Genomic DNA, 17,710 nt, shown 5'->3' with positions numbered 1-17,710 from the left:
GACTTCCTCCTGACGCCTTCTTATCCGAGGTTGGTATCAAATTTAAGTTGGATTTACTGATCACTGCGATAAGTTCAACTTATGAGAAATGTGACGTTGAAACAGCTGCGATACTTCGAAGCGCTTGCGCGGGACGGACGCTTTCGCCGCGCGGCAGAAGCATGCGCCATCTCGCAGCCGGCGCTCTCCATGCAAATCAAGGAACTTGAAGAGGAATTGGGCAGCAGTCTCTTTGAGCGCGGCGCAAAAGAAGTCAGGCTGACAGCTTTCGGGCAACTCTTTGCCCTTCGTGTTCGCGACATTTTAAGGTCGGTCGATGAACTCTCAGACTTGGCGCGTGCCTCGCGAGAACAGTTTTTAGCGCGACTACGTCTCGGTGTGATCCCGACAATTGCACCCTACCTTTTGCCGGCCATTATCAGAGAACTCAACACGGCCTTTGAAGGGATTCAGATTGAGATAAGAGAAACCCAGACGGCCAAGCTTTCACAAGAGATTGCCCAAGGCGGGCTCGATCTTGCCATCGTGGCTCTGCCCGTTTCAGAGCCTTCGATCAGCGAGATGAGGCTGTTCGACGAAGAATTCGTCCTCGTTAGGCACCGTGACGATCGCAACAAACCGGTCCCGGAGCCCGATGCGTTGCGGGAAATGCGCTTGCTGTTGCTGGAGGAGGGACATTGCTTTCGCGACCAGGCCCTCTCGTTCTGCAATATCGGCCCGGCGCGGGCGCGGGAAGTGATGGAAGGCAGTTCGCTGTCGACACTTGTTCAAATGGTCAGTGCCGGTATCGGCATAACTTTGATCCCGGACATGGCTGTTGGCATCGAAACGCGCTCTGCTGACGTCTCGATTTGCCGCTTTTCCTCATCGCGCCCGAGCCGGACCATCGGCGTCATATGGCGCAAGTCCACACCGCTAGTCAGGCAGATCCTGCAAGTCTCTGAGGTGATCAAAGCCGCCGCCGAGAGTTTGAGGCAAAGCCAAGCCTGATTTCAATGCGGTAGGGCTTTGCGGTCCTACTCAGAAACCTTGGCCTGTATCGCCTGTGCATCATAAAGCTGGCGATATCGGCCATTGCGCCTTAGAAGCTGTGCGTGCGAACCATGCTCCGCAACGCTTGCATTCTCGACCACGACGATCTTGTCCGCATCTCTGATTGTGGCCAGCCGATGCGCGATGATGAGTGTGGTGCGGCCGACGGCCAGTTCTGCCAGCGATTTTTGGATGGCGCGCTCGGTCTCGGTGTCGAGCGCTGAGGTGGCTTCGTCCAAAATAAGAATGGGTGGATTTTTGAGAAACATGCGAGCGATAGCGACGCGTTGTTTTTGTCCTCCGGAAAGCTTGACGCCGCGCTCCCCGATCACGGTATCAAGTCCGTCCGGCAGGGCTGCGATCATATCCTCAAGATGCGCACGCCGGGCCGCTTCCAAAATGGCTTCGTCATCCGCTCCAAGCCTGCCATAGGCGATGTTTTCCCGGAGCGTTCCACCGAACAGAAATACGTCTTGCTGAACGACGCCGATCTGCCGTCGGAGAGAGGCGAGCGTCATCGCCTTGATATCGATGCCGTCGATCGTGATGGATCCGCTTGTCGCCTCATAAAAGCGCGGCAGCAAGGCACAGATCGTGGTCTTGCCGGCGCCTGACGGCCCGACAAACGCGACGGTTTCGCCAGCCCGAATCGTAAGATCGACATCGCGGAGTACCGGCTTGCCAAGATCGTAACCGAAGGAGACCTTTGTGTAGACGATATCGCCATCGAGCTTTGTCACAGTCTTGGCGTTCGGCTGATCAACAATGTCAGGTACAGTGTCCAAAAGATCGGTGAAACGCCTGAAGCCGGCAATGCCCTTCGGATAGGTCTCGATCACCGAATTGATTTTCTCGATCGGTCTGAAGAATACTCCAACCAAGAGAAGGAAGCCGACGAAGCCGCCGGCAGAAAGCGCGCCGGCGAGGACGTAGTAACTGCCAGCGACCATGACGATCATCTGCGTCAGCCGCATACTCATGTAGCTCAGCGACGTACTCATGGCCATGATGCGATAAGCTTCGAGCTTCGTTTTCCGATAGTTCTGGTTGTCGCGTTCGAAAAGTCCGCGCTCATGATCTTCATTGGCAAAGGCCTGCACGACGCGCATGCCGCCGACATTCTCCTCGATACGCGTGTTGAAATCACCGACACGGTTGAAGAGCGCCCGAAAATTCGCCGTCATTCGACTACCGTAGCGGCTCGTGACCCATGCCGTTAAAGGAACGACAATCGCGGTGATTACGCCGAGTTGCCAGTGGACGCTGATCATCAGGATCAATGCGCCCACGAATGTCATGATCGCAATGAAGAGATCTTCCGGTCCGTGATGGGCGACTTCTCCTATTTCCTCAAGGTCCTTGGTGAGGCGCGCGACAAGATGACCGGTCTTTTGATTGTCGTAATAGCGAAACGAGAGTTTTTGCAGGTGGTCGAAGGCTGCGCGACGCATGTCCGTTTCGATATTGATGCCAAGCATATGGCCCCAATAGGTCACAATCGCCATCAGCCCGGTGTTGACGACATACACCACCAGCAAGCCGGCTGAAGCCAAAAGGATCAAGACCCATTCCTGGCTTAAAAGCAGCCTGTCGACGAACAGTTTGATGGCCATTGGAAAGCCGAGCTCAAGCAGGCCCGACAGGATGGCGCAGCTGAAATCCAGCACAAATAGCCGGCGATAAGGGCGGTAATATTCAAAGAAGCGCATGAGCATGATGCGTTATTTCATAGGTTCCCCACAGCAAAATGTCGATGTTTGAAGCACACGACACTAACCGTCACCTTGCCGTTTTCACGCGTGGCGCGATCCGATCTTAAAGACGCTTTTCGATGATAAGCGGCTTTGCCGAAGCCTCATCCCTGTCGCGTTCCTCGATGAAGATTGTCCAAGCAGCGATGAAAAGAGCCGCAATTACAGGCCCAATGACAAAGCCGTTGATCCCAAGGAGCGAAATGCCGCCGATCGTCGATATCAGGACGACATAGTCCGGCATCTTGGTTTCCTTACCGACCAACGGCGGACGAAGCAGATTGTCGACGAGGCCGATCACAACCACACCTACCACCACTAAGATGATGGCGGAGGCATAAGAGCCTGAAATCGCGAGGTAAAGTGCAATTGGTCCCCATACAATCGCAGCCCCGACGGCTGGCAAAAGCGACATGAACATCATGAGGACCCCGAATAGCAAGGCTGGCTCGATTCCCAGGAACCAAAACGTGACGCCGCCGATGACGCCCTGCACCACGGCAATGATGATATTGCCCCGCACCGTGGCGCGGACAACCGAGGTGAACTTTTCCGTAAAGCGGCGCGTATGCGAGGCGCTGAGCGGAATGGCCTCCATAATCTTTCTGCCCAACATCCGGCCGTCGCGGAAGAGAAAGAACAGAAGGTAGATCATGACACCAAAGACGACGAAAAATTGCAGGGTGTTCTGACCGAAGTTCCAGGCCCGCCCTGCAAAAAAGCTACTGCCTTGCATCAGGCTGGAGGACAAGCGTCTTGCGATATTTTCAAGGCCCTGCGCGTCGAGAGCATCGATACGGTCACGAACGAAATCCGGCAGGCTGTCCTGAACTTTCTTCACCATGCCGGGCAGGTCGATCTGCCCGCTTGAGATCTGCTGGTAAAGCTTATTGCCTTCCTGAAACAGAGAACCAAGGATAAGCAGACCCGGGACAATCACCAGGAAGAGGCAAATGCAGACGGAGAAGATTGCCGCTAGGCTGCGCCGGCCACCGAGCCGATCTTCAATCCAGCAATGCAGAGGGAAGAAAAGGATTGCGAACACCATCGCCCAGAAGACCGCCGAGTAGAAGGGCAAGATGACGCCGATGAAGCCAAGCGTGACGAGAACCAAGAGAATATAGAAGCTTGTACGCTGTACGGACAAAATCGGCTCCTGTCGAAGTAATTGAATTGAAACTGGAAATGGCTCTCATTTGCGAAGTGTCGTGTCAACTGTGACAGGATACGCCCTTCATTGATACCCTTTCGACCAAACCTTTAACAAACACTCTTATGGCAGTGGGTCAGGCGTTGGCAGATTGATCCTTTCCCGCCGATGCGTCAGCCTGCGGCGAGCGAACCTTTAGCCGATCCTCTTCCAGGTTTGCTATGCGGAGCAATGTCATGTCGCCCGATAAGAAAAACTGCAAGCGCAAGCGCGGCTACGCCTCCGTGCACCCAGTAGGCCAGCTGGTAACCGCCGAGATGGGTAAGCCAGCCTGCAACCATGTTGCTGCTTGATGCACCGATACCTTGTACGGTCATGACTGCCGCCAAGCCCACATTGAAGCGACCGCTGCCGGACAATATGCGTTCCACCGCGATAGGTGTTGCAATGCCGATCAAGCCGGCGCCAACGCCATCCAAGATCTGCACTGGGTAAATCGAAAAGAATTCAGGAAAAAAGCCGGCGATAGCGCCTCTCACGGGGAGAGCGCAAAGCGCGACGATGAAAGCAAAGCCAAGCCCGAAGCGCGCAATAATCCATGGTGCGGCAACGGCAACGGCAATCATAGAGACTTGTGAGACGCCCGTCGTGATTGCGGTGGTACGGAAGGGCGTGCCAAGCTGGATCGAGAAATTCTGTGCGATCAAGCGGCTGATCGGGGCGTTTCCGAAATGGAAGATCATCAAGGTAATGGCCAACAAGATGAGCCCGCGACTACTGATCAGCACGGAGTAACCCGACGGTCCGGGCCCGCCATCGTCTTGTTCAAGGCCTCTCGCCACGTTGTGATCGATTTCCTGCGGCCGGATGAAAAAGACCGCGACCAGGGTTGCTGCAGCGGTCAGGATCATGAGCCCAATAACGCCGTTCTGCCCGAAATAAGTCGAGGCGACATACACCCCGGCAAGAGAAAAGACGTTCCCGGCATGGTTCCAGAATTCGTTCTTGGAAACCTGATGGGAAAATTGCTGCTGGCCGACCAGGCCTAATGTAAGGCCCATCAATGCGGGTCCGACAATAGCGCCGACCACGGCCGTTGCCGACTGGCCACCAAAAACAGAGGCATCGTTTGGGGTAATCAGCGTCCACAGGGATGCAACTGTTACCAAAACAACGGGAAGAGCGATCAGTAGCCGTTTGCGATGACTTTCATCCACCCACGCTCCGAACAAAGGTGTTGCAATCATCCCAAGGACACCGCCTAGCGTGGCGACGAACCCCAACGTCATTGGAGACCACCCATGGGTCGCCAAAAATCCATCCAGAAATGGACCAAGCCCATCTCGAGCATCGGCGAGAAAGAAATTCAAAACAGCAAGTGAGATGAGCGAGCGGCGAGTAACACGGCCAGATAAAGTCATAGGTAAAATCCAAAAGGGAATAAACACGCTTAAAACGGGACAGCCAGTGTAAGGTTCCGTACGATCCGCTACTTGCTTCTCTGAAAAGGGCTGTTACATCTCCCGGCGAATGATCAGTCAGGAAGAAAGCCAGGTATGACAGCAACGTCAATAACATGGGGCATCGCCGGCCTTACTGCTTTCGGCATCGTTGTCAGACCATTTCGCTTGCCGGAAGCGGTTTGGGCGGTGCTGGGCGCTCTTCTGCTTTTCCTCTTCGGGACGATTACCGGAATAGACGTCTGGACGGGTATCTCGAAGGGCTTTGACGTCTATCTCTTCCTGATTGGCATGATGCTTTTGTCCGAACTCGCTCGGCTTGAAGGGCTGTTCGATTGGATCGCCGCCATCGCAACAGCCTATGCGAAGGGGTCTCCAACACGCCTCTTCGTGCTGATCTATCTGGTCGGTATTGTTGTAACGGTTTTTCTGTCGAATGATGCAACCGCAGTCGTGTTGACGCCAGCGGTCTACGCCGCTTGTCGTGCTGCAAAGGTCAAGTCTCCTCTCCCTTATCTGCTGATTTGCGCGTTCATCGCCAATGCCGCAAGCTTCGTGCTGCCCATTTCCAATCCGGCCAATCTGGTCGTTTTCGCGGGCGGTGAAATGCCTGCCCTTTCCCGTTGGCTTGCCATCTTCGGCCTGCCTTCTATTGGTGCAATTGCTGCGACCTTCCTCGTTCTCTACCTCACGCAACGTCACGAGTTAGCCCAGGAAACAATCGCCGAGAATGTGGAAAGACCACAGCTTAAGAAGAGCGCGAAGATTGCTGGAAGCGGCCTTATCATCACGGCAGTTCTTCTCGTCATTGCGTCCGCAATGGGCGCCGATCTCGGTATTCCAACCTTCGTAGCCGGTGCCGCCATTTCCTTGATCGTACTGTTGGTCAACAGGCAGTCGCCAGTCGAGGTTCTTAAGGGCGTCTCGTGGAGCGTGCTGCCTCTCGTCGCTGGCCTCTTCGTCGTGGTGGAAGCCCTTGGAAAGACGGGACTGACGGAAATGCTCGCGTCGACCCTGTCGTCCTATGCGGCAGCCTCTCCGCAGAGCACTGCCGCAGGGGCGGGTTTCATTGTTGCTGTGGTCTGCAACCTGGTCAACAATCTTCCGGCGGGCTTGTTTGCAGGTAGCGCCGTTGCCGCCGCGCATGTATCCGATACCGTGGCAGGGGCAGTTCTTATCGGCGTTGATCTAGGCCCCAACCTTTCCGTCACGGGCTCGCTTGCAACGATTCTCTGGCTAACCGCGTTGCGGCGTGAAGGCCTCGACATGGGCGCGATGGCCTTCTTAAGGCTCGGCATGCTCGTCATGTTTCCAGCGCTGGCCGTCGCCCTTGCCGCCATCGTGTTGTTTGGCCCCCATTGAACATCGATGGGAGCTGTGTTTGGATCGCTTTGAAAGATGCGGCTCGCGCATGCAAAAAGATGAGGTCAGGCAGAGCTGCGCAACATAAGTTCGGCCTTCAGCAACACCTGCCGATCCTCGGCCCCGCGTGACGAGATCTCTGCTTCAATCTTTTCAAGCAGCATGTCCATCGCAAGTCTGCCGATCTCGTTGTAATTCTGGGCAACGGTGGTAATGGGCGGGCAGGCATAGCGTGAAAGCGGATGGTCGTCATGGCCGGCAATCCGAAGATCGCATTCAGGTCCGTGACCAACTCTTAACCCGTTTTGGAAAGCCGCAGCAATTGCGCCAAAGGCTATTCGGTCGTTGGCGCAAAGTACGGTCCGAGAGGGAAGTGCGCGGCCTTCTGATATCAATCTCGACATTTCTTCGAAGCCGAAAGCCTCGAATTCCCAACTGCGTGTCTCACGCACCAAGATGATTTTCGGTCCCAGCCCAAATTGGACCATGGCCTCTTCATAAGCTTTCTGGCGGGTGACGGCATTTGTATTAAGGCGCGGCATGCCAAGGTAGCAGGGCGGTTCACCGGAGCGGCAAAGATAATCGACGATGAGCCCAAAACTTTGGCGATTGTCTGTTCCAACGAAAGACGAAGTGTCGCTTTCGATCGGCGAGTCCACGTACACAATCGGAACTGAGTTGCCGAGTTTTCCAAGGACTTTATGGTGAGAATCAACCCCCAGCGGAGCGATGATTGCGCCGGCGACATTCATTGATTTCAGAGTTCTGATGGCGCGTTCTTCTAATTCGGCGCTTCCGTCTGATGAGAGGATAAAGGCGAGAAAGCCCGCATCTGTCGCGATGCGTTCGATCCGGCGCGTCAGGGCCATGTAGAATGGGTCAGTCGAATTTGGAATGACGACCCCAACGATATTACTGCGTCGCCGATTGAGATTGACGGCGAACATATTCGGGCTGAAGCCGGATTTTTTAATCGCGACCTCGATGGCGTCGCGCGTCTTTTTGCGCACCGAGGTTGGATCGTTGAAATATTTGGAAACCGTCGGTCGCGACAGACCGACGAATTCCGAAAAATCTTCCATCGTCCTGATGGTCTTGCCCAACGCTTATTCCCCCAGTTTCCTTTCGGTTCCTAAACGATTGGGAAGAGGAGGAAAAGGCAGCGGCTGCTGCAATCTTCCATCTCTCATTCCGACGTGTATTGCACCTTCATGGCAGCGCTTGACGGTTTGCTCGTGAAAAACCGAAGCACGTCTTGCAACGCCAGCCGGTGTGACACCAGCCGCGCCATCGCACCCTCATCGTGATGCAAAATGCCCAACGCCTCAGGAATATTCCCGTTTAGCGAATGCGATCCACAAATCCGGATTTGCCTACGAAAGACTTCGAAGGGCGCAATAGAAATATGTGCCTCCGGCGCGCACACGCCGAAAATCATGATCGTGCCGCCGTCTGCGGTGTAGTCGATCATCGCTTCGGCCACGGAGGCAATCCCCGTCGCATCTGCGACGAAATCGAAATGACGCCTGAAAGAAGCCAAGTCTCCTGATGCCGACCTTAAAGGTGTCAGTCCCAAATCGGCGGAAAATTCCAATCTTGCTTCGTTTATATCCGCAATCGAAACCTCTTTCACGCCCCGCGCCTTCAAGGAAAGGGCGATTAGAAGTCCAATTGGCCCTGCACCAAAGACAAGTGCGCGTTCTGGAGCAATGGCGCCTTCCTGCAATCCCGCGCTGTGCAGTCCGTTCAAGACACAGGCGAGCGGCTCGGCAAGGGCGGCGGTGGCAAAGTCGAGCGTGCCGATATCATGTAAATGTTCGGCTTTTACCACACAGTATTCGGCAAATCCGCCATTGGTCGTCACGCCATAGGCTTTCAGGTCGCGGCAAAGATTTGTCAGGCCTTTCTGACAGGAACGACAGGTGCCGCAGGGCAGGTTTGGATCTGTAACGACACGTGCTCCGAGAGCCAGCGACCGAACATCAGAGGCGACAGCCTCGACGCAGCCTGCAAACTCATGCCCGGGAACGATCGGGAAACGCCCTTCGCCATAGCGGGCATGCAGCACGTCGATATCTGTATGGCAAAGGCCGGAAGCCTTGATTCGGATGAGGGCATGCCCTGGGCGCAGTTCGGGCATGTCGATCTTTTCGACGGTCGCGGTGCCCTTTTCGGAAAAGACAATAGCCTGCATCAATTGCTTCCAATGTTTATATCAGCTCATCCAATTGCCACCATCGACGTTGTACGTCTGGGCAAGGATATAGTCGCTATCGGAGGAAGCCAAAAACACCGCCAAACCCTTGATATCGTCAGGGGTCGCGAAGCGCCCAATCGGCACCGACTTTGCTACGGCAGCCTTCTTCTCGCCCGGCTTCAAGCCTTCCCATTTTGCGAACTGCGCGTCGACAACGTCCCAGTGCTCGCCGTCAACGACACCCGGCGCGATCGCATTGACATTGATGCCGTGCTTGACCAGGGCAAGCGCTGCTGACTGGGTTGCAGAGATAACGGCAGCCTTGGAAGCACAATAGAGCGTCACCAAAGCCTCGCCGCGACGGCCAGCCTGGCTCGCCATATTAATGATTTTACCGCCACGGCCCCGGGAGATCATGACGTTGGATACCGCCTTCATCATAAAAAGCGGTCCCTTCAAATTGATATCGAAGACCTTGAGATAGCTTTCTTCGGTAATCTCATTGATCGGCGCCATGTCGAAGATCGCTGCGTTGTTCACCAGAATGTCGATGCCGCCATATTCGCCATCGACGGATTTCACGACAGCATCGATTTGGGAAAGATCTGTAACGTCGAGAGCGATCGCTTTGGCCTGAGGGCCGATCTGCGTGGCGGCTTCTTGGGCGCGCGTAATATTGATATCGGCGATCACGACCTTTGCACCTTCTTTGACGAAGGCTTCGGCAAAGCCGAGGCCAATCCCGCGCGCACCGCCTGTAATCAACGCAACTTTATCTTTCAGTCTCATGATTGTCTCCCTCGCGCCGCTCTCTCGTTAACGGCGATCGCAGTTATTAGAATGTGTCCCGGCGGTCTCGCCGGGAGATAGAAACGCGTCACGTTGAGAGCGAAAGCGCGTCAACAGAGGCATGCAGATCGGCTGGCTTATTTAGGATAGCCGGCTTTCTTCATGTCGCGCTCAACCTGCTTTTGCGAAGCGTTCAGCGCTGCGTCGACCGTCTCACGTCCTGAGAGCGCTGAGGCAATTTGCTGGCCAACCACTGTGCCGATAGCCTGGAACTCTGGTATTGCGACGAACTGGACGCCTGTATACGGCACAGGATCCTTCGTCGGCTTGGAAGGATCGGCTGACAAAATAGCCTTCAGAACGGTATCAGCAAAAGGTGCCGCCTTCTGATACTCAGGCAAAGCATAGGTCGATTTACGCGTACCGGGCGGCACTGCTACCCACCCTTCCTTTTCGCCGACAAGTTTCACATAGTCCTTCGAGGTAGCCCATTTCAGGAACGACTTGGCTGTCTCGACTTTTTTTGAGGTCTGGGGGATTGCCAGATTCCAAGACCATGACCAGCTCGATCCATTCGGGGTGACCGCGACCGGCGCACGGGTGAATGCGATTTTGTCAGCAACCTTGCTCTGCTTAGGGTCGTAAACGCGGCCCGCTGCGGAGGTAGCATCGATCCACATGGCGCAATGGCCAGTTGAGAACAGCGCCTGGTTCTCATTAAAGCCGTTTGCAGTTGCACCGGGGGGACCGTATTTCGTCATCAGGGAGACGTAGTCCGTCACGGCGTTCTTCCATGGCGTCGAATTGATCTGAGGCTTCCAATCCATATCGAACCAGCGACCGCCATAGGTATTGATCATCGTGCCGAGGAAAGCCATGTTCTCGCCCCAGCCCGGCTTTCCGCGAAGGCAGATTCCGTATTGCTCCTTCGACTTATCCGTGAGCTTAGCGGCAAATTCCTTGATTTGATCATAGGTCGGCTGGTCGGGCATCTTCAAACCAGCTGCGTCGAAAAGATCCTTGCGGTAGAGCGTGAATGAACTCTCGGTATAAAATGGTACCGCGTAAAGTTTACGATTGACCGTCAAGCCGGCTTTTATCGGCTCAAGAAGGTCGTTGTAGTCGTAGTCGTTTCCAAGATCGTCAACCGGCTGAAGCCATCCTGCCTTACCCCAGATCGGCGCTTCATAGCCGCCGATCGTCATGATGTCGTACTGGCCGCTCTTCGTGGCAATATCGGTCGTCAGCTTTTGGCGAAGAACATTTTCCTCCAGCACAACCCAGTTAAGCTTATTGCCGGTCTGCTTTTCCCACTCAGACGACAGTTTCTGCATGATGATCATATCACCGTTGTTGACGGTGGCGATTGTCAGCTCGTCAGCCTGCGCAATTCCAGCCATTAAGCCGAAACCTGCTGCTGAAGCGGATAGTATGGATATCATTGTTCTCATGGTGCCCGCTCCTCCTTCGGGATAAGCGCGTAAGCTTACGCGCGTAAAGATTTATCGAACGATGATGGTCGGTTTGTCAAGTTGCTTGCATTCACAAGGCCGCCGCCGATTAATGCGGACCCAATCTTGGCGGTGGTCCTGTTTGTGTACGCCTAATTTCATCTGCACCGACAACAGTTTGGCACGCGTAAACTTTTTAGGAGGTTTCACTGTCGGGTTGACGAAGAAGGAAGACATTCTCTAGGCGATGGAAAAGCGCATCACGGCTCTCGAAAACCGTGAAAATCATCACATGTGCCCTGGCAAAGGCGGCATCTAAAAACCGGGGTGCGCGGGTACTGTCTGTCAAATAGAAAACCCCGAAGCTGGCTGTCCAACTTCGGGGTGCGATGGGCATAGAGCGGCGAGAGTAGCTCTGTCGTGATCAGTTCAATTTCGACTTTGCGGCGACCGGCGTAATCGTTGGCGGTGCTATCGTCGGCGCGCCATCTGGATTGTATCCGCCGCCGATCGCGATGTTCAGATTAACGTAATCGGTCGCCATCTGTTGTATCGCCGCAGCTAGGCTGGCTTGTGCGGTCGATACGTTCCGCTGCGCGTCCAGAACGTCAAGTAGCGAGGACGCGCCATCCTTATAGGATGCTGTCGACAACTGCAGCGATTCCTGCGTCGTCTTTACCTGAGCGCGAAGTGAAGCAACCGTGCGGGCATCGCGGCGTACTGCTGAGATATAATTCTCCACCTCTTCAACCGCGGAAAGAACGGTTTGCTTCCAGGCCAAGTACTGAACTTTCGCGTCTGACTTCGCAATATCGACGTTGGCGCGCAGGCGGCCGCCATCCAGGATCGGCAGCGTGACCGATGGGCCAAAGGACCAAGGGGTCAGGTTGAAGTTGGGGCCGACGGGACGAACATATTGCGGCGAGATCGAGCCGCTCAGTGTCAGTGTCGGATAAAGCTGGGCCTCTGCCACGCCGATCTGAGCCGTCGCGGCAGCGAGGTTCCGCTCTGCTTGACGAATATCAGGTCTGTTGCGGATAAGATCGGCCGGAACACCAGCCTCCAGACGACCGCGGTATATCGGCTGCGGTCCCGACCGCTTCAACTCGTCCATCAAGGCAGAAGCGGGTTTACCAAGCAGCGTCGCAATATGATGTGCCTGCTGGCGGAAGCTCGTTTCAAGTCCTGGGATTTCCGCCTGTGTCTGCTGAACAAGACCTTCAGCCTGAACGACGTCAAGTCTCGACGCTGCGCCGGCATCCAACTGGAACTTGGTGAGATCGAAGGTTTCGCGCCGCGACTTCAAGTCTCCGTTCGAAAGAGCGATACGCTCCTGATAATAACGGGCGTTGATGTAGCTGTTTGCCAGATCCTGGATAAAAGCAAGCTTGGCGGCGTCGGCGGAGGCATAAGCAGCGTCAAGAGACGCGCGTGCACCTTCACGGGCTCGCCGGTACTGACCGAAAAGATCGAGGACCCACGAAACCGATGCCGAGCCGGCTGATGTATTGGTGGCACCGGCGTCGGCGCCGCCAGTTCTCGGATTGCCCTTTCCAAGCTGTCCGCTGACCGTATGGGATCCACCGATATCCAGAGACGGCAGCGCCCCTGCACCTGCGACAGTAACCTGCGCTTGCGCCGAGTTGATACGCTCTAAAGCCTGTTGGATCGAAAGGTTCTGCGTAATTCCTTCAGAAACCAGAGCGTCGAGCTTCTTGTCGCGGAAACCGCGCCACCATGCGGTCGTTGTCACGGAGGCATTTGCGGGCTTTGCCGTTCCTTCGCCGAATTTTGCAGGAAGCTGGATCTGTGGCGGTACGTGGTCGGGGCCAACAGAGCAGCTGGCCAACAATAGTAGTAGTGCCGGTGAGGCAAAACGTGGGGACACCATCTATATCTTCCTGTACTCGACCAAGCTTTGTTTTCAGTTTGCGCGAAGCCGTTAGGGTTTCGCTTATCTCTGCACTATAGAATCAACAAAAGCGGTTTATGACGAACCATTCGCGCGGCACTGTAGCAACGTGTTTAAGCTTCTCACAGTGCATTTTTATCACACTCACATTTCATTTTACGTGTGCGCGCTTGCTTCAAATTAGGATTAACGGCCTTTAACGCTTTCGACTCAAAGAGAGTGTTAGTGACGTAATCAATGAATCGTCACCTAGCAAGCCTTGTTGCGCAAACCCACGTCAACGAAAGCCACGATTTGTCGTGCGCGCGCTAAAAGTGTGTCCTTATCGTCACGGGCAATGAACAAGGGATGCAGAACGCATGAGAGCAGCGGACCGATAAGCTCGGCAGCGGACGAGGCACTGCTGCAATTATAGCGACCTTCGTCCATCCCTGCTTGGACAATGGACCTCAACGCTTCTGTCAGCTCCTGCTTGAAACATTGGGCTGCAAGCGACTTCGTTTGAGTTATTTCCATAACGAGTTCGAAGATGATGGGATTTTGCGCCAGCTCCTCGAGATGGTTCTCGACGAGACCAACAACGAAATGTTCGAGGCGACGCGAAGCCGGCATTTCTGCCGCCGGCAATAAAAACCGTGCTGTCTTGCCGTGAAGCCGACGCTCGACAACCGCATCGACGAGAGCGGCCTTGGTATGAAAGTGTTTGAAGACATTGGCAGGCGACATGCCAAGTTCTGCAGCGATATCCGCCACCGCAACGGAAGAAACCCCTTTTTTGCGAAAGAGTAGTTCGGCTGTCGCCAAGATATTCTCTTTCGTCTCTGCGGCGCTTCTTCGAATGCGTGCCATTTGGTCCTCAAGTCAGAAGGAGCCGCTAGCGTGTCGACAGATAGGCGGTGAGGTTGTCGTGAACGCGGTCGACGACGCTCTCGCCACGATCATCCTTCGAAAAAGCCCGACCCGTAATCGTCTCAAAAGCCTTTATATAGACCTCAGAGGTCTGCTGTATCAGTTCTTCAGGAATTTCTGGAATCTCGTCGTGGTACGGATCGCAGCGTTCCGCCACCCAGGACCGAACGAAATCTTTATCAAAGCTGGGTGGGCGCGAGCCCGCCGCAAACGCGGCTTCATATCCATCCGAAAGCCAATATCGGCTACTGTCAGGGGTATGGATCTCGTCGGCGAGGATGACATTACCATCCTCATCCGTGCCGAATTCATATTTCGTATCGACAAGGATCAAACCTTGTCGCGCAGCCAAGTCTTGTCCTCTGGCAAAAAGTGCGAGGGCATATTGTGAGACCGTGTCCCACTGCGATTGACCGAGCAATCCGCGATCAAGGATATCGGCTGGGGTCAGCGGTTCATCATGACCGCCGTCAAATTCCTTGCTTGTGGGTGTGATGATCGGATGTGGCAATACTTCATTGTCGCGCAGCCCATCGGGCAACCGTATCCCATACATGTCTCGCTCGCCCTTCTTATAGAGCGTCAGAATGGAGGTTCCGGTTGTACCGGCGAGATAACCGCGCACGACGATTTCGACGGGCAGGATATCAAGTCGTTTGCCGACAACGACGTTCGGATCGGGATAGTCGATAACGTGATTGGGGCAGATGTCGCTGGTCGCCTCAAACCAGTAGCGGGCGGTTTGCGTCAAAACCTGTCCTTTATAGGGAATGCAGGTCAAGATCTTATCGAAGGCACTGAGCCGGTCCGTGCTGATAATGACGCGCCGCCCATCCGGAAGATCGTAGTTTTCCCGGACTTTGCCGCGGTAGTAATTCGGCAGTTCCGGGAAATGAGCTTGGGAAAGAACGCGCATGATCTGAACCCCATTACAGCATGGTTGCCTGCATCACAGTTGATCCACCTTCAGAGAAGTAGCAGCCGCGATTGATGCGCATGCTTTAGTGTGCTCACCAATCAAGTCAAGCCGCGCGGACCGTCTTTTCGTTTGCTTAGGAGGCAGCGCCATTTTCGTCAGCCGGCTGCCAATCGCCTGATGCAGTCAATTGCAAGAGAGGGGTTTGCAACACGCCTTCAACGCAACCAGTAACGTCTTGCGGCCCTTCTTTCAAGCTATGGAGCCATCGGTCCGATTGAAGCATGGCGGCACCGATTGCGACAGGTTCGATCCTTCGTCTCGCCAACAGAGACAAGGCGGCTCTGATCGACCGCCCACTCGATATGACGTCATCGACCAAGACGACCCGCGGTCCTTCCAAAAGCGGAAGCATGCGTGGGTCGAGATAGAGCTTCTTTTGCTGATCAGGCGTTGTGATGGAGGAAACTGGAACAGACAGCTCCTCATCATACCAAAATTTGCGCGAAAATCCCAAAGGCACGTAGCGCTCGTGGCCGAGTTTGACGGCGACAGCTGCGGCTAGCGTTAACCCGAGTGTCGGCAACCCAACGATGATATCGGGGCGGTATGACGAGAGTTTGGAAGCCAAAGCATCTGCCAGCGCATCCAAAACGACGAAACTTGCTTGATTGATGATCAACGAAGCGAGCCCCTGTTTCTGATTAGGGAGCAAGCGGATGGGCAGGCGAAGACGGCGCCCATCAGGCATCTCGGTAACATAGCTTGGCGGAACTGTGACCGTCCGCGGCTGCGCAGGTTCGAATGCCTGCCAGAAATCATGCGGTTCCATGATCATCGAGAAAGATTCCGTGCCTGGCCACTGTTGCGAACTGCTTGTTGGAGGCTTTGCAGTTCAGCATTATCCAGAGGCCGGCTGGCGCCTTTGGGAAGATCCCCAAGCGCGAGATTGCCGATCGCAACCCGAACAAGTCTCAGACACTCGATTTGCAGTGTCTCCAACATACGCCGGATATGGCGGTTGCGACCTTCATCGAGTTGGATCTCAAGCCAAGCATTCTTTTCACCAGAGCGGAGCAGTCGGACCGAAAGAGCTTTCAGGCGCTCGCCCTCATGATCTACCCCGTCGACCATTTTCGTGAGCGTCTGATCATCGATGAGGTGATCGACCTGCACATGATAGGTCTTTGTCACATGCGTCACTGGATCGAGAAGTGCCTGAGCGAATTCCGTGTCGTTGGTAAAAAGCAAAAGGCCTTCACTCGCTTTGTCGAGACGACCGACGGGCGCGACGTAAGGCAAATCGTCTTTCGACAGGCAATCGTAGACGGTGGGCCGTCCCTCTGGATCATGGCGCGTGGTAACCATTCCCCGCGGCTTGTTCAGCATGAGATAGATCTTTTGGCTTGCCTGAATTGGAACATCGTCGACCGCGATTTTCGCATGAGAGAGATCGACCCAGGCCTCCGGGCTGATCGTCGCGCGTCCATCGACCGAGACGCGCCCTTGGCGAATTAGGTGATCAGCTTCCGTGCGAGAACAGTATCCAAGTTTTGAAAGAGCTCTTGCCAGCATCACTCGCTTGCCGGAGCCTTCCTCGGGTCGTTGTTCGCGTGCGGTCTTCTTCCGATGCGAAACGCGTTGTCTCACCACTGACGTCCCAATTTTCTGAAAGGACGGCTTAAACACCAATTTTTCGCGCGTTGCTAGCGATATCGACAGCTGCAGGCTGCAGATCAATTACTCAACCAGACATGCATCGCCTCGATCGTCCAAAACCTTAGTGCTGAGCAAATCGTGCCAGTTCACTACGGTCCACAACAACACCACGCGCTGCCTTCTTGGGGTCGGGATGCGTATACGACAGTAAACCTATATCAGGCAGGCTGAGTGCCTGTTCGACATTCATGATACCGATGGCGTAGGGGCCGCCTCTACCACCAGCAGTGACCTCGACAATATAATTTCGGGCCTTCTCCCTTGACGCGTCCATGATTTCCTCCCCTGTCACGTGCGTCTTCTTATATGCAGTCGTGATTAAATACTGCTTTTGTCGCGCGGTAAAGAAAGAAAAGCGGCGCGGGCCTTTGCCCGACGCCGCTTGTCGTCAGAAGAGCGTACTCTTAACGCCACCAGTATTGGGAGCGAGAGCGCTGAGGCTTTGCAACAATGTAACCAGCAATGAAACCGATTGCACCTGCGAGGAGCATCGCCGTGCTTGCCGCGGCTGGATGTTCGCGCGCAACCTGTGCTGCGGCAGCGCTTTCAGACCGGATATGGTCGACAGCATTCTTCGCGCGAGGTGCCGCCTCGTCGTAGATCTTCCCGGCTTTATCGCGCATTTCATAATAGGCTTCTGCGCTATGGCCGGCGACCAATTTCTGCAAACGCGCAATTTCCTTCTTCAGCGAGGAAATGTCGTCATTAACTGCACTCTTGTAATCATCACTATCCGTGTTGGGTGCCATAATGGTTCTCCTTTCTCAATTTATGCCTTGGAAACACCGAAGCCCTTTGTTCGGTTCCGTTCCAAGTTCACGACCAGTCGCTAACGCCGCCCCTGATATCGCTGTGCTTCCAAAAGCCGGCCACCTGGCGTTGTGTTTTCCTTGTAAAAAAAATGTCAAAAACTTTTGGGGTAGGTGTTGACTGATTAGCTTGGGTGGGTCTATAAGCCCGCTCACTGACGAGGGCGGCGGGCGCTGCAAGCGGTTGTTGCCTTTGTATCTTGTTTCCTTGATTGGCTGGATTGCTGATTGTGCGGGTTTTGGCTTTTGAGCT

Annotated in this window: 17 protein-coding genes; 2 read left to right on the top strand and 15 right to left on the bottom strand. The window is 54.7% G+C overall.

Translation table 11 applies throughout. From position 1 onward, the window contains the following. The first annotated feature begins 81 nt into the window (after positions 1-81). A complete protein-coding gene (locus VQ830_RS15765) occupies positions 82-990 on the top strand; it encodes a hydrogen peroxide-inducible genes activator (RefSeq protein WP_337269093.1) in 909 nt (302 codons plus the stop codon). Positions 991-1,016: 26 nt separating this feature from the next. Here VQ830_RS15765 and VQ830_RS15760 read toward each other — a convergent pair whose 3' ends face one another. The 3 genes from VQ830_RS15760 to VQ830_RS15750 all read right to left on the bottom strand — a co-directional run bounded on the left by VQ830_RS15760 (position 1,017) and on the right by VQ830_RS15750 (position 5,354). Then, positions 1,017-2,747, bottom strand: coding sequence for an ABC transporter ATP-binding protein (locus tag VQ830_RS15760; RefSeq protein WP_337269092.1), 1,731 nt, complete (start codon positions 2,745-2,747; stop codon positions 1,017-1,019). 100 nt (positions 2,748-2,847) lie between these two features. Next, a complete protein-coding gene (locus VQ830_RS15755; RefSeq protein ID WP_337269091.1) occupies positions 2,848-3,930 on the bottom strand; it encodes an AI-2E family transporter in 1,083 nt (360 codons plus the stop codon). 176 nt (positions 3,931-4,106) lie between these two features. Then, entirely contained in the window at positions 4,107-5,354 is a 1,248-nt protein-coding gene (locus VQ830_RS15750; RefSeq protein ID WP_337269090.1) for an MFS transporter, read from the bottom strand. A 135-nt stretch (positions 5,355-5,489) separates the two neighbouring features. Here VQ830_RS15750 and VQ830_RS15745 point away from each other — a divergent pair, with 135 nt between their 5' ends. After that, positions 5,490-6,755: an arsenic transporter gene (locus VQ830_RS15745; RefSeq protein ID WP_337269089.1), complete on the top strand. Its 1,266-nt coding sequence runs from the start codon at positions 5,490-5,492 to the stop codon at positions 6,753-6,755. A gap of 65 nt (positions 6,756-6,820) precedes the next feature. Here VQ830_RS15745 and VQ830_RS15740 read toward each other — a convergent pair whose 3' ends face one another. The 12 genes from VQ830_RS15740 to VQ830_RS15685 all read right to left on the bottom strand — a co-directional run. Next, complete coding sequence (locus VQ830_RS15740; RefSeq protein ID WP_337269241.1) at positions 6,821-7,837, bottom strand: LacI family DNA-binding transcriptional regulator; 1,017 nt, start codon at positions 7,835-7,837, stop codon at positions 6,821-6,823. A 104-nt stretch (positions 7,838-7,941) separates the two neighbouring features. Continuing rightward, on the bottom strand, positions 7,942-8,949 hold the full coding sequence (locus VQ830_RS15735) for a zinc-dependent alcohol dehydrogenase family protein (protein ID WP_337269088.1): 1,008 nt from the start codon (positions 8,947-8,949) through the stop codon (positions 7,942-7,944). Between the two features lie 21 nt (positions 8,950-8,970). After that, complete coding sequence (locus VQ830_RS15730; RefSeq protein ID WP_337269087.1) at positions 8,971-9,741, bottom strand: L-iditol 2-dehydrogenase; 771 nt, start codon at positions 9,739-9,741, stop codon at positions 8,971-8,973. A 137-nt stretch (positions 9,742-9,878) separates the two neighbouring features. Continuing rightward, on the bottom strand, positions 9,879-11,192 hold the full coding sequence (locus VQ830_RS15725) for an ABC transporter substrate-binding protein (RefSeq protein WP_337269086.1): 1,314 nt from the start codon (positions 11,190-11,192) through the stop codon (positions 9,879-9,881). Between the two features lie 424 nt (positions 11,193-11,616). After that, on the bottom strand, positions 11,617-13,083 hold the full coding sequence (locus VQ830_RS15720; protein WP_337269085.1) for an efflux transporter outer membrane subunit: 1,467 nt from the start codon (positions 13,081-13,083) through the stop codon (positions 11,617-11,619). Positions 13,084-13,353: 270 nt separating this feature from the next. After that, complete coding sequence (locus VQ830_RS15715; protein ID WP_337269084.1) at positions 13,354-13,953, bottom strand: TetR/AcrR family transcriptional regulator; 600 nt, start codon at positions 13,951-13,953, stop codon at positions 13,354-13,356. A gap of 25 nt (positions 13,954-13,978) precedes the next feature. After that, the gene (locus VQ830_RS15710) at positions 13,979-14,929 is read right to left on the bottom strand and encodes a phosphoribosylaminoimidazolesuccinocarboxamide synthase (RefSeq protein ID WP_337269083.1); all 951 of its coding nucleotides are present in this window, start codon (positions 14,927-14,929) and stop codon (positions 13,979-13,981) included. A 136-nt stretch (positions 14,930-15,065) separates the two neighbouring features. Next, positions 15,066-15,761: a phosphoribosyltransferase gene (locus VQ830_RS15705; protein WP_438618055.1), complete on the bottom strand. Its 696-nt coding sequence runs from the start codon at positions 15,759-15,761 to the stop codon at positions 15,066-15,068. 2 nt (positions 15,762-15,763) lie between these two features. Then, positions 15,764-16,579, bottom strand: coding sequence for a pseudouridine synthase (locus tag VQ830_RS15700; protein ID WP_438618004.1), 816 nt, complete (start codon positions 16,577-16,579; stop codon positions 15,764-15,766). A gap of 130 nt (positions 16,580-16,709) precedes the next feature. Then, a complete protein-coding gene (locus VQ830_RS15695; protein WP_337269081.1) occupies positions 16,710-16,922 on the bottom strand; it encodes a hypothetical protein in 213 nt (70 codons plus the stop codon). 130 nt (positions 16,923-17,052) lie between these two features. Next, entirely contained in the window at positions 17,053-17,397 is a 345-nt protein-coding gene (locus VQ830_RS15690) for a hypothetical protein (RefSeq protein WP_337269080.1), read from the bottom strand. A 67-nt stretch (positions 17,398-17,464) separates the two neighbouring features. Then, positions 17,465-17,710 (bottom strand): hypothetical protein (locus VQ830_RS15685; protein ID WP_337269079.1); only part of this gene is annotated, 246 nt, incomplete at its 5' end.

This window comes from Oryzifoliimicrobium ureilyticum, assembly GCF_037199735.1.
Lineage (GTDB): Bacteria > Pseudomonadota > Alphaproteobacteria > Rhizobiales > Rhizobiaceae > Rhizobium > Rhizobium ureilyticus.
Note: the sequence above shows the minus strand (reverse complement) of the source record. Positions and strands in the feature narration are given on the sequence as shown.

Coding starts and splice junctions, on each gene's coding strand:
- VQ830_RS15765 (WP_337269093.1), top strand. CDS start 82: ATGAGAAATGTGACGTTGAAACAGCTGCGATACTTCGAAGCGCTTGCG.
- VQ830_RS15760 (WP_337269092.1), bottom strand. CDS start 2,747: ATGCTCATGCGCTTCTTTGAATATTACCGCCCTTATCGCCGGCTATTT.
- VQ830_RS15750 (WP_337269090.1), bottom strand. CDS start 5,354: ATGACTTTATCTGGCCGTGTTACTCGCCGCTCGCTCATCTCACTTGCT.
- VQ830_RS15745 (WP_337269089.1), top strand. CDS start 5,490: ATGACAGCAACGTCAATAACATGGGGCATCGCCGGCCTTACTGCTTTC.
- VQ830_RS15740 (WP_337269241.1), bottom strand. CDS start 7,837: ATGGAAGATTTTTCGGAATTCGTCGGTCTGTCGCGACCGACGGTTTCC.
- VQ830_RS15735 (WP_337269088.1), bottom strand. CDS start 8,949: ATGCAGGCTATTGTCTTTTCCGAAAAGGGCACCGCGACCGTCGAAAAG.
- VQ830_RS15730 (WP_337269087.1), bottom strand. CDS start 9,741: ATGAGACTGAAAGATAAAGTTGCGTTGATTACAGGCGGTGCGCGCGGG.
- VQ830_RS15725 (WP_337269086.1), bottom strand. CDS start 11,192: ATGAGAACAATGATATCCATACTATCCGCTTCAGCAGCAGGTTTCGGC.
- VQ830_RS15720 (WP_337269085.1), bottom strand. CDS start 13,083: ATGGTGTCCCCACGTTTTGCCTCACCGGCACTACTACTATTGTTGGCC.
- VQ830_RS15715 (WP_337269084.1), bottom strand. CDS start 13,953: ATGGCACGCATTCGAAGAAGCGCCGCAGAGACGAAAGAGAATATCTTG.
- VQ830_RS15710 (WP_337269083.1), bottom strand. CDS start 14,929: ATGCGCGTTCTTTCCCAAGCTCATTTCCCGGAACTGCCGAATTACTAC.
- VQ830_RS15705 (WP_438618055.1), bottom strand. CDS start 15,761: ATGGAACCGCATGATTTCTGGCAGGCATTCGAACCTGCGCAGCCGCGG.
- VQ830_RS15695 (WP_337269081.1), bottom strand. CDS start 16,922: ATGGACGCGTCAAGGGAGAAGGCCCGAAATTATATTGTCGAGGTCACT.
- VQ830_RS15690 (WP_337269080.1), bottom strand. CDS start 17,397: ATGGCACCCAACACGGATAGTGATGATTACAAGAGTGCAGTTAATGAC.